General features: G+C 71.0%; 20 protein-coding genes. 6 read left to right on the top strand and 14 right to left on the bottom strand.

Features of this window, described 5'->3' with window-relative positions; all coding sequences use genetic code 11:
- Window positions 1–6: 6 nt before the first annotated feature.
- Both CU254_RS02700 and CU254_RS02695 read left to right on the top strand, forming a co-directional pair.
- Entirely contained in the window at window positions 7–768 is a 762-nt protein-coding gene (locus CU254_RS02700; protein WP_009072511.1) for an AraC family transcriptional regulator, read from the top strand.
- 28 nt (window positions 769–796) lie between these two features.
- Window positions 797–1,378, top strand: a complete 582-nt coding sequence (locus tag CU254_RS02695; protein WP_009072508.1) for an HhH-GPD-type base excision DNA repair protein — start codon at window positions 797–799, stop codon at window positions 1,376–1,378.
- Between the two features lies 1 nt (window position 1,379).
- On the opposite strand, the gene CU254_RS02690 is transcribed toward CU254_RS02695, so the two are convergent.
- Window positions 1,380–2,021, bottom strand: a complete 642-nt coding sequence (locus tag CU254_RS02690; RefSeq protein WP_037712327.1) for a spermidine synthase — start codon at window positions 2,019–2,021, stop codon at window positions 1,380–1,382.
- 13 nt (window positions 2,022–2,034) lie between these two features.
- Window positions 2,035–3,225 (bottom strand): MFS transporter, encoded by a 1,191-nt coding sequence (locus CU254_RS02685; RefSeq protein ID WP_009072504.1) that lies wholly within the window; start codon window positions 3,223–3,225, stop codon window positions 2,035–2,037.
- 109 nt (window positions 3,226–3,334) lie between these two features.
- On the opposite strand from CU254_RS02685, the gene CU254_RS02680 reads away from it, so the two are divergent.
- Both CU254_RS02680 and CU254_RS02675 read left to right on the top strand, forming a co-directional pair.
- Window positions 3,335–3,658, top strand: a complete 324-nt coding sequence (locus CU254_RS02680; RefSeq protein WP_009072501.1) for a helix-turn-helix transcriptional regulator — start codon at window positions 3,335–3,337, stop codon at window positions 3,656–3,658.
- A gap of 185 nt (window positions 3,659–3,843) precedes the next feature.
- Entirely contained in the window at window positions 3,844–5,022 is a 1,179-nt protein-coding gene (locus tag CU254_RS02675) for an MFS transporter (RefSeq protein ID WP_037712326.1), read from the top strand.
- Between the two features lie 10 nt (window positions 5,023–5,032).
- On the opposite strand, the gene CU254_RS02670 is transcribed toward CU254_RS02675, so the two are convergent.
- Both CU254_RS02670 and CU254_RS02665 read right to left on the bottom strand, forming a co-directional pair.
- Window positions 5,033–5,344, bottom strand: a complete 312-nt coding sequence (locus tag CU254_RS02670) for a DUF3017 domain-containing protein (protein ID WP_009072498.1) — start codon at window positions 5,342–5,344, stop codon at window positions 5,033–5,035.
- Window positions 5,344–6,198 carry a bifunctional methylenetetrahydrofolate dehydrogenase/methenyltetrahydrofolate cyclohydrolase gene (locus tag CU254_RS02665; protein WP_037716482.1) on the bottom strand — a complete coding sequence of 285 codons (855 nt, stop codon included), beginning with the start codon at window positions 6,196–6,198 and terminating at the stop codon, window positions 5,344–5,346. The genes CU254_RS02670 and CU254_RS02665 overlap by 1 nt, the downstream gene beginning before the upstream one ends.
- 274 nt (window positions 6,199–6,472) lie before the next feature.
- On the opposite strand from CU254_RS02665, the gene CU254_RS43885 reads away from it, so the two are divergent.
- Window positions 6,473–10,966 carry a TNT domain-containing protein gene (locus tag CU254_RS43885; protein WP_199785766.1) on the top strand — a complete coding sequence of 1,498 codons (4,494 nt, stop codon included), beginning with the start codon at window positions 6,473–6,475 and terminating at the stop codon, window positions 10,964–10,966.
- Between the two features lie 68 nt (window positions 10,967–11,034).
- Here CU254_RS43885 and CU254_RS02650 read toward each other — a convergent pair whose 3' ends face one another.
- The 6 genes from CU254_RS02650 to CU254_RS02630 form a co-directional block, all read right to left on the bottom strand.
- Entirely contained in the window at window positions 11,035–11,622 is a 588-nt protein-coding gene (locus CU254_RS02650) for a pentapeptide repeat-containing protein (RefSeq protein ID WP_009072493.1), read from the bottom strand.
- A 90-nt stretch (window positions 11,623–11,712) separates the two neighbouring features.
- Complete coding sequence (locus tag CU254_RS02645; RefSeq protein WP_037712323.1) at window positions 11,713–15,045, bottom strand: error-prone DNA polymerase; 3,333 nt, start codon at window positions 15,043–15,045, stop codon at window positions 11,713–11,715.
- Between the two features lie 2 nt (window positions 15,046–15,047).
- The gene (locus CU254_RS44570; protein ID WP_255409801.1) at window positions 15,048–15,170 is read right to left on the bottom strand and encodes a hypothetical protein; all 123 of its coding nucleotides are present in this window, start codon (window positions 15,168–15,170) and stop codon (window positions 15,048–15,050) included.
- 55 nt (window positions 15,171–15,225) lie between these two features.
- Complete coding sequence (locus CU254_RS02640) at window positions 15,226–16,812, bottom strand: DNA polymerase (protein ID WP_037712322.1); 1,587 nt, start codon at window positions 16,810–16,812, stop codon at window positions 15,226–15,228.
- A gap of 50 nt (window positions 16,813–16,862) precedes the next feature.
- A complete protein-coding gene (locus CU254_RS02635) occupies window positions 16,863–17,456 on the bottom strand; it encodes a hypothetical protein (protein ID WP_009072488.1) in 594 nt (197 codons plus the stop codon).
- Between the two features lie 1,448 nt (window positions 17,457–18,904).
- On the bottom strand, window positions 18,905–20,137 hold the full coding sequence (locus CU254_RS02630; RefSeq protein WP_009072274.1) for an IS110 family transposase: 1,233 nt from the start codon (window positions 20,135–20,137) through the stop codon (window positions 18,905–18,907).
- A 406-nt stretch (window positions 20,138–20,543) separates the two neighbouring features.
- On the opposite strand from CU254_RS02630, the gene CU254_RS02620 reads away from it, so the two are divergent.
- On the top strand, window positions 20,544–21,056 hold the full coding sequence (locus CU254_RS02620) for a GNAT family N-acetyltransferase (protein ID WP_037712318.1): 513 nt from the start codon (window positions 20,544–20,546) through the stop codon (window positions 21,054–21,056).
- Window positions 21,057–21,100: 44 nt separating this feature from the next.
- On the opposite strand, the gene purH is transcribed toward CU254_RS02620, so the two are convergent.
- The 4 genes from purH to CU254_RS02600 form a co-directional block, all read right to left on the bottom strand.
- The gene (gene purH, locus CU254_RS02615; RefSeq protein WP_037712315.1) at window positions 21,101–22,663 is read right to left on the bottom strand and encodes a bifunctional phosphoribosylaminoimidazolecarboxamide formyltransferase/IMP cyclohydrolase; all 1,563 of its coding nucleotides are present in this window, start codon (window positions 22,661–22,663) and stop codon (window positions 21,101–21,103) included.
- Entirely contained in the window at window positions 22,660–23,277 is a 618-nt protein-coding gene (gene purN / locus CU254_RS02610) for a phosphoribosylglycinamide formyltransferase (RefSeq protein WP_009072481.1), read from the bottom strand. The genes purH and purN overlap by 4 nt, the downstream gene beginning before the upstream one ends.
- A 74-nt stretch (window positions 23,278–23,351) precedes the next feature.
- Window positions 23,352–24,929, bottom strand: a complete 1,578-nt coding sequence (locus CU254_RS02605) for a DUF6350 family protein (protein WP_199785764.1) — start codon at window positions 24,927–24,929, stop codon at window positions 23,352–23,354.
- 155 nt (window positions 24,930–25,084) lie between these two features.
- Entirely contained in the window at window positions 25,085–25,822 is a 738-nt protein-coding gene (locus tag CU254_RS02600) for a DUF5336 domain-containing protein (protein WP_009072478.1), read from the bottom strand.
- Window positions 25,823–26,026: the final 204 nt, after the last annotated feature.

Genomic DNA, 26,026 nt, shown 5'->3' with positions numbered 1-26,026 from the left:
TTGAACATGACGGTGTCGGCCTGGCGCCCTCCGGTGCCTGGGATCGCCGAGGCGTTCCACGCCCGGTTCACCGACCACGCCTACCCCGCGCACACGCACGACACCTGGACGCTGCTGATCGTCGACGACGGTGCGATCAGCTACGACCTCGACCGGCACCACCACGGCGCGCTCGGCACGGCCGTCACGCTGCTGCCGCCGAACGTCGCGCACGACGGGCGCGCCGCGACCAGCCACGGCTTCCGCAAACGCGTGCTGTACCTAGACGCCGACGTCCTCGGCGCCGACCTGATCGGGGCCGCCGTCGATCAGCCGAGCCTGCCGGATCCGTTGCTGCGCACCCGAATCCACCAGCTGCACCAATCGCTCGCCGAACCGCTGGAAGCCGAAAGCCGCCTCGCCCTGGTCGCCCAGCGGCTCCGCCTCCACCTCGGCCGTCCGACCATCACACCACCCGACCGCAACCTGGCCGACGACCTGCGCGACCTCCTGGACGAACGCCTGCCGGATTCCCTGACGCTGGCCGATGCCTCGGAAGTACTCGGCGCGCACCCGGTCCACCTGGTCCGCGCGTTCGGCCGCCGTTTCGGACTGCCGCCGCACCGATACGTCACCGGCCGTCGCGTCGACCACGCCCGCCGCCTCCTGCTCGACGGCACCCCGCCCGCCACCGTCGCCGCGGCCGCCGGGTTCGCCGACCAGGCCCACCTGACCCGGCACTTCCGCCGCTACCTCGGCACCACCCCGGCCCGCTTCGCACGCGGCTGACCGGGCGGTTTGTGCGAAGATGACCCCCATGCTGCGCGAACTGCACCTGACCGGCGACCCGGCGGCCGACAAGCTGCTCAACGACGACCCGTTCGCCCTGCTCACTGGAATGCTCCTGGACCAGCAGTACCCGATGGAGCACGCCTTCGCGGGCCCGCGGAAGATCGCCGACCGGATGGACGGCTTCGACCTGCGCAAGATCGCCGCGACGGACGTCGACAAGTTCGTCGAGATGTGCGTGGTCCCGCCCGCGATCCACCGCTACGGCGGCTCGATGGCGCGCCGGGTGCACGCGCTCGCGCTGCACATCATCGAGAACTACGACGGCCGCACCGAGGGCATCTGGCTCGACGGCCGCCCCAAGCCGGACGGCGAAGAGGTGCTGAAGCGGCTCAAGGCACTGCCCGGTTTCGGCGAGCAGAAGGCGAAGATCTTCCTTGCGCTGCTGGGCAAACAGCGCGGCGTCGCTCCGAAGGGCTGGCGAGAAGCCGCTGGCGCGTACGGCGACCGGGGCTCGCGTCGGTCCATCGCGGACGTGACGGACGCCAAGACACTCGGCGAGGTGCGCGCGTTCAAGAAGGCCGCGAAGGCCGCCGCCAAGGCGAACTGATTCAGCGCGCGAACCAAACCACGTCCGGTTCCCCGCGCGGCACCGGAATCTCCACCGCATCCACCTCGGCGAACCGCTCGCGCAACCGAGCCGTGAACCCCGGTGCCGCGCCCGCACTCCACACCGCCAGCACCCCGCCCGGACGCAGCAGCTGAGACAGCCGCTCCAGGCCAGAAGCCGCGTACAGCGAGGCGTTCCCCTCGGTGACTGTCCACTCTGGACCGTTGTCGATGTCCAGGCACAGCGCGTCGAAAGTCTCGCCAGTCGTCCGCAGCCACTCCAGCAGATCCGCTTCGACCACCGTCACGCGCGGATCGTCCAGCGCCGCACCGTGGACTTCGCGCAGCGGTCCGGTGCGGTTCCAAGCGATCACCGCCGGTTCGCGTTCCACCACGACCACGGAGCCGACCGCCGGGTGATCCAGTGCGGCACGCAGCGAGAAACCGACGCCGAGGCCGCCGATCAGCACTCGCGCGCCGGGGGCGAGCCGGTCGGCCGCTCCGGTCACGAGCAGCCGTTCCGACTCGCCGTTGCGGGTGTCCATCAGGAACACCCCGTTCTCGATCACCTCGAACGCGGCGCCGTCGCGCCGCAGCACCAGTTCGCCGCCGCGCCCGGGCACGGTCTCCAGTACCTCCGCCACGCCCGGCAGCTTCTCAGACCGCGACCTCCTCGCGGGTCTCCACCCGCTTCCGCGCGCCCCAGAAGAACACGACCACGAGCATCGACGCGGCGGCGAGGGCCGCGGCGACCTCCGGCAGCACCGTCGGCCCGGCCGAGGTCAGGACCGCACCGCCGACCACGCCGGACAGCCCGACGCCCAGGTAGATCGCCGACGCGTTGAGCGACAGCGCGAGACCGGCGTGCCCCGGCGACAGCTCGATGAGCCGGTGCTGCAGCGGCGGGCTGAACGACCAGTTCGCCAAGCCCCACACGAACAACGTGATCCCGGCCCCGACGACGGTCGTCGCGGTGAACGGCAGCAGCACCATCACGGCGGTGAACCCGATGAGCACGACCAGCAGCGGTTTCCGCGCGCCCCACCGGTCGGCCGCGCGGCCGCCGGCGAAGTTGCCGACCGCGCCGCCGATGCCGTAGCAGAACAGCAGCACAGTGATCGTCCCGCCGGAAACACCTGCCGTCGCGGACAGGACCGGCGACACCAGCGTGTAGACCATGAAAGCGGCGAGGCACGCGAGCGTGGTGGTGACCAGCAGCGCGACGACCCGCTTGTCCCGCGCGACCGCGAACCGCTCGGCGAGCCCGACCACCGGCGGCGGCGCGACCTTCGGCAATGCGACCCGCACCCCGAGCGCCCCGAGCAGCGACAGCAGGCCGACGAACAGGAATGCGCCCTCGTAGCCGAACTGCTGGGAGATCACGCTGCCCAGCGGAACGCCGAAGATCAACGCGATGGTGAGTCCCCCGAACACCAGCGAAACGGCTCGCCCGCGCCGTTCCGGCGTGGTCAGCTCAGCCGCGACGGCCGTGGCGGCCGGGGTGTAGACGGCAGCCCCGATCGCCGTGACGACCCGCGCGATCAGCAGCGTGGTGTACCCCGGAGCGACAGCCGCGAAGATGTTCCCGACCGCGGCCACCGCGAGCGCGGCGACCAGCAGCGTGCGCCGTTCCCACCGGCCGGTGGCGGCGGCGAACAACGGCGAGCCCACCGCGTACGCGATGGCGAAGGACGTGACGAGCTGCGCCGCCGCGGTCGCGGAGACGTGCAGCTCGGAGGTGAGCGCCGGCAACAGCCCGGCCACGATGTAGCCGCTGGTGCCGACGCCGAAGGCCCCGAACGCGAGCACCGAGTTCCGGGCCGCCGCCGAGGACGAGACGCTGGACATGAATGTTCCCCCAACACAGCCTGAACGGATAGTTCGACGAACGTCGTAGTTCGATGCCGACCGTACACGGACCCCCCGACAATTTCGACCGGCGTCGTACTATGGACGCATGTCCGCTCACGCGTCCTTGCCGCCGCTCGTCTACCCGCACCGCGACGAGATCACGGTCGAAGCAGTGCTGCGCGCACTCGCCGACCCGGTCAGGCTGGCGATGGTCCGACAGCTGGCGAACTCCGAAACGGAGATCTCCTGCAGCGCATTCGAGGTGCCGGTGACCAAGTCCACACTCACCCATCACCTCGCGACCCTGCGCCAGGCCGGGGTGATCGCCGGCCGCCAGGAAGGCACCACCCGGTACAACTCGTTGCGCCGCAACGATCTCGACGTGCTCTTCCCGGGCCTGCTCGACGGCGTGCTGGCCGCGCCGCGCTGAACCGCCGCTTCGCGTGGCGGGCCTCACCCGAATACCGGGATGACAAGGCCGCCCTCCATCGGTTCAACTAGAGCGAGACAGCACGACGACGTCGGGGCTGTCTAGTTTTTTGCCCTCGTTCTAAAGCGCTTCAGATGCCTGTGCCCCAGGCGCTGAGAAAACGATTTCTTCAGGAAGGGAGAGCCGTGCCCGTCGCGTTGCTCGCGCTCGCCGTCGGCGCCTTCGGCATCGGTACCACCGAGTTCGTGATGATGGGTGTGCTGCCTCTGACCGCCGCGGACTTCCACATCGACATCCCGTCCGCGGGCTACTTCATCTCCGCCTACGCGCTCGGTGTGGTGATCGGCGCGCCGCTGCTCACCGCGCTGGCCGTCCGGCTGCCGCGCAAAACCATGCTGCTGGCGATGATGGGCCTGTTCACGGTCGGCAACGGGCTGTTCGCGCTCTCGCCGAACCAGGACTTCGGCATCGCGTTCCGGTTCCTCGCCGGCCTGCCGCACGGTGCGTTCTTCGGCGCGGGCGCGGTGGTCGCGTCCAGCCTCGCGCAGCCGGGCCAGCGCGCGAAGGCCGTGTCGATGATGTTCATGGGCCTGACGCTGGCGAACGTCATCGGCGTCCCGCTCGGCACGCTGCTCGGCCAGCAGGTCGGCTGGCGTGCGACGTTCGGCGTCGTCGCGGTGATCGGCCTGCTCGCCATCGCCGCCATCGCGAAACTGGTGCCGCACCAGGGCCGCCCGGCCGACCCGTCGATCCGCGGCGAACTCGGCGCATTCCGGCGCCCGCAGGTGTGGCTGGCGCTCGCGATCGTGATGTTCGGCCTCGGTGGCGTCTTCGCCTGCATGTCCTACATCGCGCCGATGCTGACCGACGTCGCCGGATACTCGCCCGCCAACGTCACGGTGCTGCTTTCGCTGGCCGGGGTCGGCATGACGATCGGCAACTACCTCGGCGGACGGCTCGCGGACAAGAAGCTGATGCCGAGCCTGTACGTCGCGCTGCTTTCGCTGGCGACCGTGCTCGCGATCTTCACCGTGACGGCGCAGGGCAAGGTCGGCGCGGCGGTCACGATCTTCTTCGTCGGCGTCGCGGGCTTCATGATCGGCCCGATGATGCAGGCGCGGATCATGGAGAAGGCCGGCGGCACGCCGTCGCTGGTCTCGGCCGCGGTGCAGTCCGCGTTCAACATCGCCAACTCGATCGGCGCGTACCTCGGCGGACTGGTCATCGCGGGCGGGCTCGGCCTGCTGGCCCCGAACTGGGTCGGCGCGCTGCTGGCCGTCCTCGGGGTGTCAATCGCCGCGGTGTCCGGACTGCTGGACCGGCGCGAGGCGCGAGTCCAGAAGGAACTCGCGCTCGCGTCCTGACGGTGCTCGCTCAGGAGGGCGCGTCGAACGGGCCGCCGACGATCGTCAGCGAGATGAAGAGCACCGCGGCGCACAACGCGCCGTAGGTGACGATGTCGACGATCTTGCCGCGAATCGCGAGCAGCCCGGCGCGCTCCTCCGGCAGCACCGCGCGCAGCGCACCGGCCACGAACAGGGCCACGCCGACCAGCGCCGCGCCCTCGCGCCAGTGGTACTGCACCGCCCGCACCACGGCCACCGCCAGCAACAGCAGGATCACCGCGAACGGCGCGTGCACCAGCCAGGGACGATCGCCGCGGTGCCGTTGCCCGGTCATCGCCATCAGCGCGCGGCCGCGCGTTCCGCAGCCTCGACGACGTTGGTGACCAGCATCGCCCGGGTCATCGGGCCCACGCCGCCGGGGTTCGGCGACAGCCAGCCGGCCACCTCGGCGACCGCCGGGTCGACGTCGCCGGTGAGCTTGCCCTCGACGTGCGAAACGCCGACGTCCAGCACCGCCGCGCCGGGCTTGACCATGTCCGGCTTGATGATCCCGGGCACGCCCGCCGCGGCGATCACGATGTCCGCGCGGCGCACCTCGGCGGCAAGGTCGCGGGTGCCGGTGTGGCACAGCGTGACGGTCGAGTTTTCGCTGCGCCGGGTGAGCAGCAGGCCGAGCGTGCGGCCGACGGTGATGCCGCGGCCGACCACGGTGACCTGCGCGCCGTTCAGCTCGACGCCGTGCCGCTTGAGCAGCTCGATGATTCCGTAGGGGGTGCACGGCAGCGCGCCCGGTTCGCCGAGCACGAGCCGGCCGAGGCTGATCGGCGCGAGGCCGTCGGCGTCCTTCTCCGGGTCGATGCGCTCCAGGACGCGGTTCGCGTCGAGGTGCTTCGGCAACGGCAGCTGGACGAGGTAGCCGTGGCAGGCCGGGTCGGCGTTCAGCTCGTCGATGACGGCCTCGAGCTTCTCCTGCGAGATGTCCGCGGGCAGGTCGCGGCGGATCGAGTTGACGCCGATCTTCGCGCTGTCCGCGTGCTTCATCTTCACGTAGGAGTGGGAACCGGGGTCGTCGCCGACCAGCACCGTGCCCAGCCCAGGGGTGATCCCCTTCTCCGCGAGCGCGGCCACGCGCGGGCGCAGCTCTGCGAAAATGGCGTTCTTCGTGGCCTTGCCGTCGAGAATCTTCGCCGTCACGGCGGCCATTGTCGCAGAGCCGCCGGAGCTTGCCGGTCAGGAGTGGGTTCTGCACTCTGTGTGTCCGCGACACCACCCGATCGGCCCGCGCGTCTTCCGTCGAATCAGCCGTCCCGGGTCTTAAGCTGGAGAGGCTCCACCGCATCACCCACCCGGGCGTGTGACCCGTGCCATATCGCGTCGACCGAGGTCAGCGGGCACGTCGACCGGCCCGAGGGTGGCAAAAGCCCTATGCGGGGTGCGTTCGTGCGCGCGAACAGTCAAAATGTTCTCTGTGGCACAACCGACGACGCAGCTGAACGCGACGGAGCAGGACACTCTGGTCAAGCAGATCGGACTGGCCCTGCTGCGCGCCGCCCCGCGCGACTGGCGCAAAGTCTCCGCGGAGTACCGAGCCGTCGGCAGGTACCACGAGCTGACCGGCGAGATCGTGCTCGAGGACGGCTCCGCTCAGGAATGGATCGCGACGCACGACATCGCGACGCTGTTCGGGAGACTCCGCGCGGGCATGTACCGCGACGGCCGCGGCACCTGGTTCAACGCGCGCTACCAGCTGGACCACCCCTCCAGCTACAACCTCGAGTACAACCGCGACGAGCCGGCGTGGCACCTCGCCCCGCCGCCCCAGGCGTACTCCGACGAGCTGCGCATGTTCCCGCGCACCGAGGAGAACGTGCCCGAGTGGCTGATCCGCCGGATGTCCGGCCTCGGCCCGGAACAGCCCGGCCCGCACTTCCGCATCGCGCGGATCTTCGACACCATCGGCCCGGCGGGCCGCCCGGTCATCAACCGCCCGGACCTGGACGTCGACGAGCAGGACCGGCTGCTGGACTACCTTGATCACGCCCCGGTCGTGGTCCAGGACCGCGGCTACGACATCGACCGCCTCGCCCAGACCCCCGAAGCGACGGTCCCGGTCGCCTTCCACAGCGACGGCCACTGGATCTGGCCCGCCGCGGTGAACTTCTACCTCCGTACCTACGGCGTCTCGCCGGAAGCGGATCTGATCGAGCACATCCGGGCCAACGGGTTCCAGCTTCCCCAGGTGGACGACCTGACCCTGCAGGGCGCGGCGGCCTATCTGACTCGCGGGAGCCAGACTCCGCAGCAGCGGCCCGCTCCCGGGGCTGGTGGTCCTGGCGCTGGTGGTCCCGGCGCTGGCGGTCCCGGCGCTGGCGGTCCCGGCGCTGGCGGTCCCGGCGCTGGTGGTCCCGGCGCTGGTGGTCCTGGCGCTGGCGGCTCTGGTTCCGGCGGCCCCGGTGCCGGTGGCCCTGGCGGTCCAGGCACGGCTGGCGGACCGGGTGCGGCTGGCGGTCCCGGTGGGCCTGGTGCCGGTAGCCCCGGCGCTGGTGGCCCGAGTTCCGGCGGCCCCGGTGCCGGTGGCCCTGGCGGCGTGGGCGCGGTTGGTGGTCCTGGCGGCGCCGCGGCTCCGAGCGGCCCCGGCGGACCTAACGGACCTGGTGGCGCTGGCGCACCGGGCGGACCTGCCGCTGGCGGCCCCGGTGGACCGAACGGCGTCGGTGCCCCCGGTGACGGATTCGATGCCCACGGACCTGCTTCCACTGGCCCCGGCGCGGACAGCCCCGGTTCCGGCGGCCACGGCGCAGCCGGAGTCGCCGCAGCCGCGGCCGGACTCGGCGCGGCGGGACTCGGAGCAGCCGCCCTCGGCGCGGCAGGCGGATCCGGCCCGGCCGATGGACCGGGCAGCCCCGACAACTTCCACCCGGCAGACAACTTCGCCGGCCCCGATTCCAGCAGGCCCGGCGCAGCCGGTGGACCAGACGGCCCCCGCTCCGAGGGATTCGACTCGGCGGACGAGTTCGGCACCCCCGGTTCCCGCAGGCCTACCAGCCCCGACCGACGCGGCCCGGCCGACGAGTTCGAGAACCGCGACTCCGGCAGGCCCAGCCCGGCTGGCCGTCCGGATGGTCCGGACAGCTTCCACCCCGCCGACGAGTTCGACAGCCGCGACCCCGGCAGGCCCGGTCCGGCTGGCCACCCGGACGGTCCCGACAATTTCCACCCGGCCGACGAATTCGGCGGCCCCGGCGCGACGGATGGCCCCGGTTTCGCCGACCACGGCGGGTCGGACGACCGCTTCGAGCCCACCCGCGGCGGTTCGGACCGGCGGGACAGGCCTGGTCCGCAGGGTGCACAGGGCCCCGCGGGCGGTCCCGGCGCGCAGGGCGGTCCGCAGGGCACGCGGGTGTCCGGTCCGGACGGCCCGGGTGGGTCGCACGGTCTGGGCGTCGCCGCGGCGGCGGCTGGAGCAGCGGGAGTTGCGGGCGCGGCGGGAGCCGCCGCGAGCGGGTCTCACGCCGAATCCGGCCACCCGCACGAAGCTGGCTACGACCAGCATCCCGACGCGTCCGGCTATGACGACCGAACCCACGAAGCCGGTTACGCCGAGTCCGGCCATCAAGCCGACGGCTACGACCAGCACGGTCAGGCAGCCGGTTACGCGGAGGACTACGACCGGCAAGCCCGCGGCGAAGACCAGCGCGACCACGCCGAGCACTACGACCAGCACGACGAGGGTTACGAGCAGCCCGGCCACGACGGCTACCGCGACCCGGCAGCCCACGGCCACTACGACGAATCCGCACCGCACGACGCGCACGGATACGACGCTGAGCCGTACGACGACCAGCACGAGTACCAGGACGCTTCCCACGAGCGCGGCGCTTACACCGAGCAGCACGGATACGACGAAGCCGCCGGTCAGCACGACCACGACGAGGCGGGCTACGACGAACCCGCGCACCACGTCGACGACCGCAACCGCAACGCGGCGGCTGATTACGACGACGCCCACGGGTACGACGACCACCTCGACGCGCGCGGAAGCAAGGTCCCCGGCGCGTTCGAGCAGTCCGCTGTTCCGAGCGCGGAGGACGGACTGGTCGGCGCGGACGGCCTCATCGGTGCCGACGGGCTGATCGGCGCGGACGCCGCCGACGAACCTGCCGCCGGGAACCGGCACAACGCCGAGCCGGAAGCAGGCCGTCGCGCGGCACCGGATGACAGCCGGGACCAGGAGGGCGGCCGTCGGCGAGCCCAGCCGGACGCCGAAGCGGACGACAGCCGGCGCGAAGACGTGCGGCTGAACGCCGACGACAGTGGCCGACGCAGCGCGGAATCCGCGAGCCAGGCCGAACCCGCGGACGAACACGGCAGTCACATCGGCGCAGCTGCGGCCGGGGTCGCCGCGGCAGGGGGGCTGGCCGCGGCCGGGCTCGCCGCCGCGCACGGTCGGGGTCGCGAGAAGGAGGCCGAGGGCCGCCACGGCACAGCGGCACCGGAGCGTCCTGCGGAGCCGCCGTTCGAGCAGGACTTCGACGGCGCGCAGTACGACCACTACGACGACGGCCACTACGACGACGAAGACCACACCGACGTCCACCACGACCTCGTCCCCAGCCGCAACGGCACCGGTCCGGGCCACCCGGGCGACGACGAGGACGACACCGACGTGCACCAGCCGGTCGACGACGGGCGCGAGGAGCCGGTGCTCTTCACCCACGGCAACGAACCGTCCCGCGACGACGACGAGCAGCGTGCCGAACTGTTCACGCACTCCAGCGGCTACGAGGACGACAACCGCCGCGAGGCCGGGTACGACGCGGGCCCGCCCACCGCGATGATCATGCCGGGGTCCGAGATCCCCGGCGGTCTTCCGGTGCCGGAGATGCCGGTGCCCCCGCCGTCCGGCGGGCGGCGCGCGGCACGGGAGCAGGCCGAAGCGGCTCCGGTCGCGCGGCGGGAGCAGCCCGCTCAGCCGGAGCTGGCCGAGTTGCAGGCGAAGCTGGACGAGCTGAACGTGCCCGAGGCCGCGTACCGGCTCGGCGGCCCCACCGAACGCGGGTGGAGCGTCGAGCAGGTGGGCGAAGGCTGGCGCGTCGGCTGGTACGACGGCGAGCTGATCAACCCGGCGGTGTTCGGCGACGCGGAGGACGCCGCGGCGTTCATGCTCGGCAAGGTGCTGCTGCACCCCGACGGATACGTCGCGGCGGAAGCCCCGGCACCGGCTGAGCAGCCAGTCGCGGACGCGCCGAAGCCGCCGGTGGTCGCGACGTTGTCGCCGGAGGTCGCGACGGGCTCGTTCCCCGTCCGGCCGCGCGAGAACGTGCCGCCGCAGGAGCAGACCGCGTTCACTCCTGCCGATCAGCTGCTGGCCGACGACGAACCGCCTGCCCGGCAGACCCCGCCGCCGCCCCCGCCGACACAGGTCGCGGCGCCGGTGAGCCCACCGACCCAGGTGGCTCCCCCGGTCGGTGCCCCGCCGACGCAGATCGCCTCGCCGGTCAGCGCACCGCCCACCCAGGTCGCGCCTCCGGTCGGCCCGCCGCCGCGGCGGGAACCGCCGGTGCGGCGCGAGGAACCGGTGCGCGCCAACGGAACCGGCGGCAGCGGGCAATGGCCGATCGCGCCGCTGTCCGGGGAACCGCCGCTGACCCTGTTCCGCGGCAAGGAATTGCGCGAACTGCCCGCGGGCAGCGAACTGGACCGCTTCGGCGGCCCGAACGGCAACCTGACGTATGCGGCGGGCACCCCGTTCGAGGAGCGTTCGCTGGTGCCGGAGTGGGTGAACCGGCCGTACCACGTGTACCGGGTGCAGCGGCCGCTCGAAACCCTGGCCGGGGTCGCGATCCCGTGGTTCAACCAGCCGGGCGGCGGTTCGGCGTACCTGCTTCCGGCGAGCATCGAAGAGCTGCTCGCCGAGGGCGACCTGATCGAACTCGACCCGGGCGAACCGCCGATCGACTGAGGACACCGAGAACGCGGGAAAGGGGCGGGGCCAGCGGGCTTCGCCCCTTTTCCGTGTCCGGAAGCGCGCTACTTGACGACCAAGCCATTGGCCGCGGCGAACGCCACCGCCAGTTCGACGTCCACGTACGCGCCTCGCAAGTCCGCCTGCACCAGCCCGTTCGCGTCGACCACCGCGCCGCGCAGGTCGGCTCCGGGAAACTTCGTGCCGATCATCCGGGCCCCGGCCAGGTCCGTGCCCCGCAGGTCGGAATCCGTCAGATCCGCCTCGTTGAGGTTCACTTCCCGCATCCGCAGACCCGACAGGTCCAGTTTCCGCAGCCGGCCACGCGCGAACGACGCGAGCGACAGATCGCATTCGGTCAGCGCGATCCCGGTGTATCGACAGTCCACAAAGGACGAACCAAGCAGCGAGCACGACGACCATCGGCTGTCGGCGAGCACCGAGCGGTCGAAGGTGCAGGAGCGGAACGCCGACGCGTCGTGCCGCGAACCGGCGAGGTCGACCTTGGTGAAGTCGCAGTTGTCGAAGGTGCAGCCGCGGGTGCGCAGGTCGCGCAGGTCCGCCTCGGTGAAATCGCAACCCGCGAACTGGCGTTTTTCCCACCACTGGCCGGAAAGTCGTGCTTCGGTGTAGTCCTCGCCGGTCTCCGTCACCCGGACAGGATGACATCCGCCCCGGCGCCGGCTTTGCGACGGGGTGGCTGCGAGCCGCCGGAAGGCGTGTGTCCACGAACTGCCCGCCGGTCATCGGAAGTCCCGCGATTTCGTGGGGATCCGCAGCCTCAGCTGCTCCAGTTTCTGCGCGCGCACGCTCGCGACGCCGTCCGCTTTCTCGACCACTCCGTGCACCAGCAGCGCCGCGCTTCCCCGGGCGATCCGATGGAACCGTTGCCACAGCCCGAGGGTGCAGATCACGTTCACCATGCCGGTCTCGTCCTCGAGGTTCAGGAACGTGACCCCGCCGGCGGTCGCCGGCCGCTGGCGGTGCGTGACCGCGCCCCCGACGAGCACTCGCTCCCCGTCTTCCCGGTCCAGCAGTTTGTCGGCGGTGACGACACCGAGCGCGTCGAGCCGGTCGCGGATGAACTCCGTCGGGTAGCTGTCCGGCGAGATCCCGGTGGCCCAGACATCGGCGGCGGCGAGGTCGAGCCCGTCCATCCCGGGCAGCATCGGCGCGTCCACGCCGACGCCGGTGCCGGGCAGCTTCTCCGGCCGGTCCTGCGCGACCGCGCCCGCGGACCACAACGCCTGCCGCCGATCCGGCCCGAACGCGCTGAACGCGCCCGCGGTGGCCAGTGCTTCCAGTTGCGGCGTGGTGAGCCGGACGCGCCGGCCGAGGTCGGACATGCTCTCGTACCGGCCGTTCGCCTGCCGTTCCGCCACGATCTCCTCGGCCAGCGTTTCGCCGATCATCCGGACGGTGCTGAGCCCGCCGCGTACCGCGTGGAGCTTTCCGTTGTCCGGCAACGCTTCCAGGGTCGCGTGCGGAAGGCTCCGGTTGATGTCCGGGCCGAGCGTGGTGACGCCGTGCCGGCGCGCGTCCGCCACCAGCGACTGCGGCGAGTAGAACCCCATCGGCTGTGCTCGCAGCAGGCCCGCGCAGAACGCGTCCGGGTGGTAGTGCTTGAAGTACGCGCTCGCGAACACCAGATGCGCGAAGCTCAGCGCGTGGCTTTCCGGGAAGCCGAAGTTGGCGAACGCCTTGAGCTTCTGGAAGATTTTCTCCGCCAGCTCCGCGTCCACCCCGTTGGCGACCGCTCCGTCGAGGAACCGCTTGTGCAGCCGCTCCATCTTCCGCTGCGACCGCTTCGACCCCATCGCGTGCCGAAGCTGGTCGGCCTCGGCCGGGGTGAATTTCGCGACGTCCAGGGCGATCTGCATCATCTGCTCCTGGAACAGCGGCACCCCCAGCGTCTTCTTCAGCGCGTTCTTCAGCAGCGGATGGTCGTACTCCCACTTCTCGCGCCCCTGCTTGCGGCGGATGTACGGGTGCACCGAACCGCCCTGGATCGGGCCCGGACGGATCAACGCGACTTCCACGGCCAGGTCGTAGAACTCCTTCGGCCGCAACCGCGGCAACGTCGCCAGCTGCGCCCGGCTTTCCACCTGGAACACGCCGATCGCGTCCGCGTGGCAGAGCATTTCGTAGATGTTCTCGTCGGCGAGGTCCAGTTCGGCGAGGTCGATCTCCTCGTCCTTGTATTCCTTGACCAGGTCGAGCATGTAGTGCAGCGCGGAAAGCATGCCGAGCCCGAGCAAATCGAACTTCACCAGCCCGACCGCGGCGCAATCCTCCTTCTCCCACTGCAGAACGCTGCGATTTTCCATCCGCGCCCATTCGACCGGGCACACCTGGCTCACCGGTTCCCGGCACATCACCATGCCGCCGGAGTGGATGCCCAGGTGCCGGGGGAAGTCTTCGAGGGCGAAGGCGAGCTGCACGACGTCGTTCGGGATGTCGTGGTCGTGGTCTTTCTCCGTGCTGCGCAAGGCGCCCCAGCGGTCGATTTGCTTGCTCCACGCGTCCTGCTGGCCGGGCGAGTAGCCGAGTGCCCGGGCGGCGTCGCGGATCGCGGAACGGGCTCGGTAGGTGATCACGTTCGCGACCTGTGCGGCGTTGAGCCTGCCGTGTTTGCCGTAGACGTACTGGATCGCTTCCTCGCGCCGGTCGGACTCGATGTCGAGGTCGATGTCCGGGTAGCCGTCGCGGTCGGGGGCGAGGAAGCGTTCGAAGAGCAGGTTGTACTTGATGGGATCCACTTTGGTGATGCCCAGCGCGTAGCACACCGCCGAGTTGGCCGCGGAACCTCTTCCCTGGCACAGGATGTCCTGTTCCCGGCAGAACCGTACGATGTCCCAGACGATCAGGAAGTACCCCGGGAATCCCAGGCTTTCGATCACTTCCATCTCGTGCTTGATCTGCTTTTCGGCCTGGGCTTCCTTCGGCTTGCCCCGGTAACGCTCCTTGAAGCCCTCGCGCACCAGGGCGCGCAGGTGCGTGGTCTCGGTCTCGCCCTTCGGCACGTCGAACGGCGGCAGCTTGGGCGCGAGCAGCTTCAGCGGGAAGGCGCATTCCATGCCCAGCAACGCCGACCGCTGCACCGCGCCCGGGTATCGCTGGAAGATTTCCGCCATTTCGTTGCCGGAGCGCAAGAACGCGGCGGCGTCTCCGGGCAGCCAGCCTTCGAGGTCGTCGATGCCGCGCCGGGCGCGGATGGCGGCGAGAGCGTCCGCGAGACGGCCGCGTTCCGGACGGGCGTAGTGCGCGGCGGTGGTGGCGACGGTGGGCAGTTTGAGTTCGTCGGCCATCTCGGCGAGCAGGTCGTTGTGTGTGCTGTCGAGCGGCTGGCCGTGGTCGATCAGTTCGACGTAGACCTGGGTTCGGCCGAAGAGGTCGACCAACCGGCGCAGTTCGGCGAACGCGGCGTCCGGGCCTTCGCGCACTAGCGCCGAACGCACGGATCCCTTGCGGCAGCCGGTAAGCACCGCGCATTTGCCCACGACTTCCTCCGCTACGGCGGACAAGTCGTAGATCGGGCGGCCTTTTTCGGCTCGCTCCGCGTCTTTCTCGTCGTGACCGCGCAACTGTCCGGCGGTGATCGCGCGGCACAGGCTGCGGTAGCCGTCGCTGCCGCGGGCCAGCAGCAGGAGGTGTTCGCCTTCGGGGTCGGCGACGCCGTTTTGCGGCGCGGACAGCCCGAAGCTCAGCTCGGTGCCGAATACCGTGGCGACGCCTAGTTCTTTGGCCGCTTCGGCGAAACGGACCACGCCGTACATGCCGTCGTGATCGGTGAGCGCGATCGCGTCGAGCCGCAATCGCGCGGCTTCCTCCACCAGCTCCTCGGGGTGGCTGGCTCCGTCGAGGAAACTGAAGTTGGAGTGGCAGTGCAGTTCGGCGTACGCCACTCGCGGCCCGGCTTCCAGGTCGCTGCGCGGCGGCGGGATGTCGGCGGGGCGGCGGTAGGCCTCGCGTTTGCGTCCCCACGCGGGACTGTCGCCGTGGTCGCCGGGCGGCATCCCGCCCGACAGCGCCCGCGCGAGGTCCTTCCACGGGACCGGCGGGTTGTTCCAGCCCATCGTCAGTCCATCCGGTTCTCGGGCGATCGGCGGGGTTCCGGGATCAGCAGCGCGACCGGCACCGGGTCGAACGGGCCCGGCGGTTCGACCGGGACGCGGGGCACCGGCAGGTCGTGGTTCGTCATGTGTGCGTTCCTTCCCTTTTCTCCACTAGGTTTTCGGGTTTCTTGGCAGCTCGGTTCAGTCGTAGCTGCCCTCCACTGTCCACATCGGATTTTCCGTTCCGGAGCAGAGGACGAGCACCGCTTCCGGCGCCTCGTTCTCCCCTGCCGCGAGCAGCAGTTGCAGCCGGGCTTGCTGCGGTCCGGTCGAACGACGGCCCGACGTGACCGGCCACGGGCCGGCCCATCCGGTGATCGGCCGGGGCGGCCCGCCCGCGACGCACAGTCCGTGCGGCGGCGCGGTCAGCCGTTTGCGCGCGGTGAGGCCGACTGGCCTCCCTTGCTCGTCGATGACCTGGACTGGCAACGGTTGTTCCAGCACCGTCGCCGGGGACGGGGACGGCAACCGGGCAGGCCACGTGGCGTCCGGCGGTCCGACGGGTTCCCGCGGATCGCCCCACGGAATGAGCCGGACCCGGCTCGCCGGATCGCGTCCGCCGTCGAGCAGCGGCGTGACCACGCCTTCCGGACCGAGCAGACCTTGCACTCGCACGAATGCCCGGCCGGCCCGTTCGGCAGCCAATTCCTCGTCCTCGCCTGGACCGGCGCCGGGATCGCTCCCCCGCCACAGCCCCAGCTGCAGTGACCTCCCTTCGACAGTCTCTTCCGGTTCGAGCCGCAATCGCGCGACCCCGGCCGTGGGCCGTTCGCCGGGCGCGGCCTTGAGCCATCCCTCGAACTGCCACCGGACCCGGTCCGCAACCCCTTGCGGCGTAAGTGGTTCCGCACAACGCCAGACGCGACCGAGCTGCTCGCCGTTCTCAGTGGTCGCGTATATACCCAATCGAGTGCATGCGAGCCCGCGATCAGCGAGCGCGGCATGGAACCGAGCGCCGAGTTTTTTGGCCATGAACGAGGCGACGTCCACCCGAGCGAGCACCGGATCGAACGACTCGGCAAGGGACAGCTCCGGCGGCGGACTGCGGCGCAACGGCGGCCGGTCGGACAGCCCGCGGGCCAGCCGGTGCGCGAGCACGCCGGTGCGCCCGAACCGAGCCGCGACGTCCCGCTCGCCGAGTTCGGCGAAGGCCCCGAGCGTGCGCAATCCGAGCCGGACGAGCAGACCGACCAGATCCGCTCGCTCGGCATCCGGCTGGTCCAGTTCGGTCACCGGCAACGGGGCGAGAAATTCGGCGCTCCGCCCGGGTTCGACCAACGCACCCTGGCGCGCGGCGAGGGTCGCCGCGAAGAGCCCTTCCGCCACGCCGACCTGGCATTCGACTCCGGCCGCCGCGGCCACCTGGTCCACCAGTTTCTCCGCGAGTTGCGGTTCACCGCCGAAGTATCCGGCCGCACCCGCGACGGGAACCGCGAGCAGCCCCGGACGCACCACTTCCAGCCCGACGACCAGTTCTTCCACCGCGGCCGCGACATTCTCGAACAACCGCGCGTCCCGCGCCTCGTCTACGCCGAACACCGCCAGGTCGGGGCATTGGGATTCCGCTTCCCGCCTTCGCATGCCGCGCCGGATGTTCCGCGCTCGCGCGACCGCTGTGCAGGCCACGACCCGGTTCGCGTGGAACACCGCCGCCGGCCGGGTAAGCACGCTCCCCGCCGCGGCGACGGCAGCGACCGCGGGCCAGTCCGGGCACCACAGGACCAGCATCCGCGCGGGGTTGCGACGCGGATCTGGTTGTCCTTTGTGGACGATATGGTTCACCCGACTGCCTCTTCCCGTGCCGCGACCCGCTTCTCGCCGCGGGACACCCGTCCGTCCGGTCCAGGAAGAAGAACCTGCGCCGACCGAGGCCGGGCCGCTGCCCCGCGTCCGCGGGCGTGCACCTCGACCGGGCGGGAACGGAGGTGTCCGGCGCCGTGTTCGAGCACCCCGGTCCAGGTGCCGGGGGTGCAGTGCAACTCGACGTCGGCGGAAGGCCAGTGGCCCAGCGAAAGCAGCACCGCCCCGCGATGCCGAGCCCGCGCCGCGAGCCGCCGCGCGACGTCCGGCCGGACCGACCGAGGTTCGGTGACGACGAGGTCGACGCCGTCGAGCAACGCGGCCATCACCGCCTGGTATTCGGCCCCCGGCTGCGGGACCAACGCGAGCCGCGAAACGGCGACCCCGTGCTCAGCCGCCGCGACGATCCCCAGCGAGGGAGCCCCGACCACTGCGGCCCACGCCCCGGCGGCGGTTGCCTCCGCGAGCAACGCGAACAGCAGCGAGGTGGAGTGGTGGACCGCGACGATGGTCCCGCGCCGCAACCCGGCCCCGGGGAGGAGGTCGGCCAGTGCGGGGGCGACGGGAAGCATCCGCCCCGCGGCCCGGTCCCAGTCGCCGCGAGAAGCCCGCTCGGCAGCGACGGTGCTGGCAGTGCTGACCCCGGGGAGGGCGGTCAGTTTGGCCAGCGGGTGCGCTGGATCCGCCGGATTCGTCGGATCCGTCGGCGAGGTCGCGGGGTGGAGGCGGGTCGGGGGACGGAGGTCCGGAGTTGCCGGGCCGGATGGGGTTGCCGGGCGTAGCGGGGTTGGAGGGGTGAGCGGAGAGTCGGGCGGCTCTTCCGGGTCGGGCTCAGCCCACGAACCGGAAGGAGCTTCCGGACGAAGCGGGACCGGCGGCTCGGAGGGAGTTACCGGAGTCACTGGCTTCGGTTCAGGCTGAGGTGGCGAATCTCGCTCAGCAGAGGAACGGACCCGCGCCGAAGACTGCGGGCGGGCAGCCGAACCACGTTGGCTCGCCGGGTTGAGCGGAGTCGGGGAATCCGAGTGCGAGTCCCCACGACCGGATTGAGCCGAACGGGTCTGCGAACGCAACATAGCTGGCGGGCTGGCTTCTGCCGTCCCACCGGGGTTGGCCGGGATCCAAGGGGCGAATGCCACGTCCAGAGCACTCGGCCGGTTTCGGTGTCCCTTCTCTCCCAACGAAAACCTCGAGGGTCTCGCGGCGACTGGCGTTCGCTCCTTCGCCAATGCTTCGATCGCCGACCACGGGACCAGTACTTCCCACGAGCGTGCCGGCCGCGCCTCCGGCACGCTCGTGGGCGCGGAAGCCTGCGTTTCCGCGTCGAAAAAGGCCTCCCGTGACGACCGGCCAGGTTTCTTCTTCCAGGCCGGAATTCCCGCAATGCCAAGGAGATCGGTCTCGGCGGAGTCCGCAGGCAGGACCGGAGTGCGCAGTTTCCCGGGCGCAGCCGATGAACCGCTCACCGCAGAACTCGCCGACAAAGCCGCCTCGGCAGCTGCCGGAACTCCCCTGGCCCCGGCAGCCCCCGAAGCCGCCCCAGACAAAGCTGCTCCAGACAGAGCCACCCCAGCCAGAACCGGAGCAGCACCATCTCCAGAAAACCCGGCCGAGACCGAACCGTCCGCGGAAGTTCCCCTGGCTTCACAAGCCCCCGAAGCTCCTGAAGTTCCCAGTTCTTCCGCGATCTCCGAAGCGACCCCCGAAGAAGCGACCCCCGAAGAAGCAGCCCCCGAAGCCGCTCCGGTCGTCACCGGTTCCTCCTTCCTCCGTGATCGGCCGGACGGTCCGTCCCGGGCAAGGTCGTCACACCAAGCCCGGGACGGACGCCGGCACACCGCGGGGAAGGCGGTTCCGCATCCTCATCCGTGCGGAAACCGCACGGTCACCCAACAATCACACCCAAAAACACACCACTGCGCCGAACAGGATCGAACATCCGTTCGACACCACCCAGTTTTACCCGCCCCTCCCCACCTGTCAAGCACCCCCGGGGAAAGACATCTCAGGTTGTTAGAAGTCAAGCCGTGTGGGCTGGAGGAGGTGGGAAGGCTTGGTGTTCGTCGTAGAGGCGGTCCGTCTGCAGGCAGTGGTGGAGTTGTCCGAGGAATTTGTTGAACAGGTGGCGTTGGGCTTGGTGGTTCCAGTCTCCGGCGGCGCGGCGGGTGTCGAAGTGGCGTCGTGCGCCGGGGCTGGCTCGCAGCGAGGCGAGCGCCCAGACGGGTCCGACTGCGGCGAGGCGGCGGTTTTTGATGTGGCGGTGCGAGACCACGGTTTTTCGGCCGCTGGCGCGGGTGATCGGTGCGGATCCGGCGTAGGCCTTCAGTCCGCGGGGATCGGTGAAGCGGGTGCGGTCGTCTCCGATTTCGGCGAGCACCCGGGCGCCGGCCAGCAGTCCGAGGCCGGGGAAGCTGGTGATGATCGTGGCGTCCGGGTGCTGTTCAAAATGTGTCCGTGCCGCCTCCGCCAGACTGTCGGAGGCGGCGCAGGCGGCCTCGAATTGGCTCAGCAGAGCCGAAAACTGGATGCCCATCGCGTTCTCCACGATCGGCGGTTGCCGCAGCCGCTCGGACCGGAACACGCCGTGGAGGCGGTCGACGTCGGCATCGACGTTGCGGCGGCGTCCGGCCTTGGTCAGCAGTGTCCGCAGCCGGGCGCGGGTCAGTGTCGCTGCGAGCGCGGGTGTCGGGGCGGCGGCGAGGACGGTGCGGGCGTCGCGGCGGGCCAGGCCGCCCTCGGGCTGTCCGGCGAACGCTTCCAGCGCCGCGGGGTAGAACTCCTTGAGCAGCGACCGGAGCTGGTTGCCCAGCTGCTGGCGGGCCCAGACCGCGTCCTGTTGCGCTCGTGCCAGCACCCGCACCGCTTGGGCCAGTTCGGTGTCGGCCGGCAGCGGTCGGTGCGCGGCCGCGTCGGTGCGCACGATGTTGGCCAGCAGCGCGGCGTCCGCGGCGTCGGACTTCGCGCCCGACACCTGGTGCCGGGCCCGGTAGCGCGATGCCGAGAGGGGGTTGATCGCGTAAATGGTGCGGCCGGTGGAGCGCAGCGCGGCGACGAGCAGCCCGTGGTCGGTTTCGATGCCGACCGGGATCTGCGCGTCGGCGGTGTCTCCGGCCTCGGCGAGCAGGTCGAGCAGCCGGGCGAACCCGGTGGCGTCGTCGCCGATGCGGGCTTTGGCGATCACGGTTGCGGTGTCGTCGATGATGGCGACGTCGTGGTGGGATTCGGCCCAGTCGATGCCGCAGAACAGTGTCAAACCGTCACGTTTCCTTTCCTGTTGCTGCTGCTCACGGGTCCAGGCGGGGTCACGCAGCGCCCTAATCGCGGGACTCGGCGGTCCGTCATCTCAGTAGCCGTTCGTGACTCCAGCACACCGCAGGGTCCTCGTTCTGTCGAAGAGCTCGAAGCTCGGGAACACATCGAGAGGTCACCTCCTGCGGCGGACTCGGGCCACGACATCCCACCACCACGATCACCAGTCCACCGGCGGACGCGCCGTTCTTTCACAAGTCGTCGAACGACGGGAACCCACAGGCGTCGCCCGCCGGCGGACCAGCACCAACCGACCCGGTCACGAGCCGGAAGAACTATCCCTACTACCGATTAGGAACCCGGAAGAGCGGCAGCCCCCAGGAAAACGGCTCTTTACACTGGGAACCCTGATGAAGACAGGACACATCGCCCTGCGGGGTTTCGCCGAAGCTGACCTGCCGGTGCTCGACCGGTTCTCCACGGACCCGGACGGTGCCGGAACCTTTCAGTGGACGAGGTTCACCGGACCGCAGGCCCGGCGCCGGTTCGCCGAGGACGGGTTTCTCAGCCCGGCCTCGAGCGCGGTCGCGGTGACCGTCGACTCGGTCGTCGCCGGGATGGCTACCTGGGAGGCGGCCGACCGGGGCGGGCCCGCCGGCGGGTGTTTCCGGGTCGGCGTCGCGTTGCTGCCCGACTATCGCGGCCACGGCACCGCCGCGAAGGCGTACCAACTGCTCGTCGACCAGCTCTTCCGGCACACCCGCGCGCACCGGCTCGAAGCGTTCGTCGACAGCGAGGACCTCGCCGGGCAGCACACGCTGGAGAAGACCGGCTTCCACCGCGAAGGCCTGCTCTGCCAGGTCACCTGGCGCGACGGCGGCTACCGTGACGAGGCCGTCTACGCGATCCTGCGCGAGAGATGAAAAACCGGCCGGGACCCGAAAAGTCCCGGCCGGTCACCGAAAAATCAGTGCGCGAAGTGGCGCGTTCCGGTCAGGTACAGCGTGATCCCGGCGGCCTCGGCGGCGGCGATCACCTCGGCGTCGCGAATGGACCCGCCGGGCTGCACGACCGCTCGCACGCCCGCTTCGATCAGCACCTCGAGCCCGTCCGGGAACGGGAAGAACGCATCCGACGCGCCGACCGAGCCCTTCGCCCGCTCGCCCGCCCGCGAGACCGCCAGCCGCGACGAGTCGACGCGGTTGACCTGGCCCATGCCGACGCCGACGGTCGCCTGCTCGTGCGCCAGCAGGATCGCGTTGGACTTCACCGCGCGCAGGGCCCGCCACGCGAATTCCAGGTCCGCCAGGGTCTGCTCGTCAGCGGGCGAGCCGGTGGCCAGCTTCCAGTTCGCCGGGTCGTCGCCGGGGGCGTCGATCGCGTCGGCGGTCTGCACGAGCACGCCGCCGGAGATCGGCCGGAACTCCACCGGGGCCGCGTTCTCGATCGCGGGCAGCTTCAGCAGCCGCACGTTCTTCTTGCGCTGCAAGATCTCCAGCGCTTCCGGCTCGAAGTCGGGGGCGAGCACGACCTCAGTGAAGACCTCGGCGATCTGCTCCGCCGCTGCGACGCTCACCGGCCGGTTCGTGGCGATCACGCCGCCGTACGCGGACACCGGGTCGCAGGCGTGCGCCTTGCGGTGCGCTTCGGCGACGTCCGCGCCGACAGCGATCCCACACGGGTTGGCGTGCTTGATGATCGCGACAGCCGGCTCCGAGAAGTCGAAGGCGGCCCGACGCGCGGCGTCAGTGTCGACGTAGTTGTTGTACGACATCGCCTTGCCGTGAAGCTGCTCCGCGTGCGCGAGGCCCGGCTGCGCGCCGCGGTACAGCGCCGCCTTCTGGTGCGGGTTCTCGCCGTAGCGCAGTACGTCCGCACGGTCCCACGTCGCGCCGAGGAAGTCGGGGAAGCCGCTGTCGTCCGCAGGCGCGTACGCGTTGGCGAACCAAGACGCGACAGCCGTGTCGTACGCAGCCGTGTGCGCGTACGCAGCAGCAGCGAGCCGCTTGCGGTCCGAGAGTTCGAAGCCGCCCGCAGAGACCTGCTCGAGCACCCACGCGTACCGTGCCGGGTCCACGACGACAGCCACGCTGCCGTGGTTCTTCGCGGCCGCGCGCACCATCGCGGGACCGCCGATGTCGATGTTCTCGACGCAGTCCTCGGGGCTCGCGCCGGACGCGACAGTCTCCTGGAACGGGTACAGGTTCACCACGAGCAGGTCGAACGCCGCGATGTCGAGCTGCTTGAGCTGGGCGACGTGGTCTTCGTTGCTCTGGTCGGCGAGCAGACCGGCGTGCACGCGCGGGTGCAGCGTCTTGACCCGGCCGTCAAAGGACTCGGGGAACCCGGTGACCTGCTCGACCGGCGTGACCGGAACGCCGGCGTTCGCGATGACCTTCGCCGTGCCGCCGGTCGACACGATCTCCACGCCGGCCGCGTGCAGGCCGGTCGCGAGCTCGAGCAGGCCGGCCTTGTCCGAGACGCCGATCAGCGCGCGCCGGACCGGGCGCCGTCCCTGTGCTGTGCTCACGAAAACCTCACCTTTCGTCCGTCCACGGTGCACCCACCACGGCCGAGTCGCTCGATCGTTTCAACCAGCAGCCTGCGTTCCACGGCTTTGATCCGCTCGTGCAGGACGTCTTCGGTGTCGTCGGTCTCCACCGGCACCGCCTCCTGGGCGATGACCGGGCCAGTGTCCACCCCGGCGTCGACGAAATGCACCGTCGATCCGGTGACGCGCACGCCCGCGGCCAGCGCGTCGGCGACCGCGTGCATCCCGGGGAACGACGGCAGCAGCGCGGGGTGGGTGTTGATCACGCGGCCCGCGAACCGCGCCAGGAACTCCGGTCCGAGGATCTTCATGAAGCCCGCGGACACCACGAGGTCGGGCTGATAGGCCGCGACCGCCTCGGCGAGCGCGCGGTCCCACGCGGCCCGGTCCGGATGGTCGGCGACGCGGACGGTGAACGACGGCACGTCCGCCCGTTCCGCTCGCGCGAGCGCCTCGATGCCGGTGCGGTCCGCGCCGACGGCCACGACGGTCGCCGGGAACCCGGGCTGCCCGGCCGCGTCGAGCACAGCCTGCAGCAGCGTGCCGGAACCGGACGCGAGCACGACGATCTTCACCGGAGTGGGCAGTTCCAAGCGGCTGGCCAGAACGGGCTCCTTGCACGGCGGTGCGCCTCGGGCGCACGGCGCTTCACCAGGTCGCCCCAACCCTAACGGTCGTCCTCGGCGGGCTTCGCGTCGCCGGAGTCCTCGGTGGACTCGGTCACAGCCTCCGGCTGTTCGACGGGGGTTTCCGGCTCGTCCCCGGGTTCGTCGGCCGTCTTGTCCCCGGGTTCGTCGGCCGTCTTGTCCTCGGTCTCGGCGGCCTCGGCTTCCGGCTCGTCCTCCGGCAGGTCGAGGCCCAGTTCGGCGTCGGCCTCGGCGTCGAAGTCCTCGTCGTCCTCAGCCTGGTCCGAGTCTTCCTCCGCAGAGTCTTCCGAGGCTTCTTCGGCCTCGTCGGTATCCGCGACGTCCTCTTCGGACTCGGACTCCTCCGCCTCGGTCTCGGCTTCCGGCTCGACCGCGTCCTCCGCCTCGAGGTCCTCCACCTCGAGCGACCCGACCGGCCGCATCGGAGAGTGTGCCCCCGCGAAGAACGCCACGAACCCGGCCGGGATCACGACCCAGCAGAACGCGACGATCGACGCCACCCCGACCGGGACGCTGACCGGGTCGAACGGACCGTCGCCGAGGCGTCCGCCGGCGAGAGTGCCCAGCAGCACGCAGCCGAACCCGACCACCGCGCCCGCGACGACCACGACCCGCAGCCGCGCCGCCGGATCCTCGTCGACCGCGCGGACCGACCAGCCGACCAGCACCCCGACCGCCAGCGGCAGCACCAGCAGCGCCGGCCACCACGACGCCGCGTGCTCCGGGACGCCCCCGAGCAGCGGCACTCCGGGAACGGAACCGCCGCGGTAGCCGATGAGGTGCACGTTGAGGCTGCCGATGCTGAACCCGGGCCCGCTCACGAACGACATCGCGGCGACCACGGCGTTCGGCAGGTACAGCACGGAAAGCAGGAACAGGCCGAAGCTGCTCCCGAACGACGGCTCGAACAGGCCGGACACCGTGCGCGCGGACAGCGCGGTGGCGGCGGTCAGCGTCAACGCACCGGCGGCCAGCAGCGCGAACAGTCCGAGCAAGCCCGCGCGAAGCCCGCGAAGGGCCAGCGGATCGAGCCGGTCCGCAAGCACCCGCGGCATGCCAAACCAGCGAAGCACCCCGGCGGTGGCCGCGAGTCCGGAGAGCACGGCAGGCACCAGCGCGGCGAGCGCGAAGTTCGCCCGCACCGGCTCGCCGATCGACAGCAGCGAAATCAGCAGACCGAATAGCAGATGCGCGCCGGAAATCGTGGCGAGCAGTGGGACGGCGTGCCGTAGCCGGGCGCAGCGAAGCCGGCGCACCGCCTTGGCCGCTGCCCGCGCGACCAGCAGCACCACGCCGACTGTCGGCAACAGCGGCAGCATGCCGAGCGGATGGCCGCCGATCCCGAGTTCGACCTGGTAAGCCGCCAGCCAGCCAGGTCCCGCCGACAGCAGCACGCCGCCTGCGGAGAAGATCGCGTGCTGGGCGGTCAGCGCGACGAGCGCGAGCAGCGTGGCGACCACCGCGTAGCCGGTGACGAGCGGGCCGAGCGCCGCGGCGAGCAACACCCGCAACCGGGGCGCCTGCGGGACATCCTGGTCAACGGAGTCGCCCACCGGCTCGTCGCCCGCGGGGCGTCCGGGACTGGTGAGCACCTGCATGTCCCCGACCATGACATCCGCACTCGGCCGTCCGGGTGAGGCACGCCGCCGGGCGGACGTGGCGAATCCAACGCCCACCCGGTCGTGGCACCGGGCCCATAAAAACACCCGCTGTGACACGGAGAGTCACAGCGGGTGGGTAATGCGAAGGGGTTTCAGCCTTGCTGTCGGAAACCTCCGGGCGGAGTGCCCGGTTTGTTCTGGTCGGCCGGCGGCTGGAAGAACTGGCCCTGCTGCGGCGCGTACGTCGTGGCCTGCCCGCCCGGCGGCGGCGTGGCGGGCGGCTGCTGGGCCGACGGCGGCTGCTGCCCCGGAGCCTGCTGACCCGGCTGCCCCGGCTGTCCGGGCGCGGCCTGGTACTGCGTCGGCTGGTACTGGCCCTGCTGACCGTACGGCTGCTGATACGCGGGGGCGGACGGCTTCGGCGCCGGCGGCTTGAGCACGCCGTACTCGAACAGCAGCGCGGCGACCGACGCGGCCATCTGCAGGAGACCGAGGATCAGCACCACGATCACGATGGCGGACGAGCGCCCGGAGATGACGGCGTCGAGCGCGCCCAGCCCGCCGAGCACGCTGAACAGCGCGGCGAACGGCAGCGTCTTCGGGCCCTTGGGCAGCAGGTTCAGCGCCGACAGCAGACCGCCGGCGAGCAGGAACAGAATGGGCTGCCCGGCCGTGCCCGCCTCGGAGGCGAAGCCGAGGAAGTACTGCACCAGTCCGAGCCCGGCCACGCCGAGGGACAGCAGCAGCGGAAGGTTCGGCGGCGCTCCGGCACCCGAGGCAGGCGGGCCCTGCTGCGGCTGGGGCTGCTGCGGGAACCCGCCCGACGGGGGCGGTCCCTGGGACGGCTGGCCCTGCTGGGGGTAGCCGGGCCCGCCACTGGGGAAGGTCATCGGAAGCTCTCCTGTCTCATCGACCGGCGGTTCGGGATCCTGAAATGCCCGGGGTGCACCGGCGGCGTCCCCCGCTCACGAGTGACTGCACGCTAGCGCATCCGCACGGGGCGTCCGCGACGTTGGACGCACTGACCGCCGGATCGGTTGCGGGCGGAAACGACGAAGGCCGGGCACCGTGTCGGTGCCCGGCCTCCGCCAGGG

The sequence above is a fragment of the Amycolatopsis sp. AA4 genome (genome assembly GCF_002796545.1).
Taxonomy (GTDB): domain Bacteria; phylum Actinomycetota; class Actinomycetes; order Mycobacteriales; family Pseudonocardiaceae; genus Amycolatopsis.
Note: the sequence above shows the minus strand (reverse complement) of the source record. Positions and strands in the feature narration are given on the sequence as shown.